This is a genomic window from Ruegeria sp. AD2(2025) (assembly GCF_056542385.1).
Window position 1 is genome coordinate 1 of record NZ_JBQFZS010000047.1, and the last position, 502, is coordinate 502.

Consider the following 502-nt stretch of genomic DNA (forward strand, 5'->3'; position numbering starts at 1 on the left):
GGCGGCGCTGGCGGCGCTGCTGACGCGGTTGGGCGCGGGCGAGGACATTCCGCTGGGCAGCCCGATCGCGGGGCGCTCGGACGAACGGCTTCACGATTTGGTAGGCTTTTTCGTCAATACACTGGTGCTGCGGGCCGACACCTCGGGCAACCCGCGGTTCAGCGACCTCGTCTTGCGCGTGGCTGGCCGCTGTCTGGATGCCTTTGCCCATGCCGATCTGCCCTTCGACCGTCTGGTCGAGGCGCTGAATCCCGACCGCGTCGCGTCGCGCCATCCGCTGTTCCAGGTGATGTTGGTGTTGCAGAACAATAATGCCGGGGCCTTCGCGATGGAGGGGGTCGAGGTCACGGCCCAAAGCCGCCATCCAGGCACCGCGAAGTTCGACCTGACCTTCGACTTGCGCGAGGAGGTCGGCCCCGACGGCGCCCCCGCCGGCCTGCACGGCTATCTGGAATACGCGTCCGACCTATTCGACGCGACCACGGCCGAGACTATCGCTGAC

Annotated in this window: 1 protein-coding gene; it reads left to right on the forward strand. The window is 67.1% G+C overall.

Annotated elements, in window-relative coordinates; genetic code table 11:
* Positions 1–502, forward strand: a 502-nt coding sequence (locus ACR1XV_RS21455; RefSeq protein ID WP_480535065.1) for a condensation domain-containing protein, incomplete at both ends; no start/stop codon positions are given.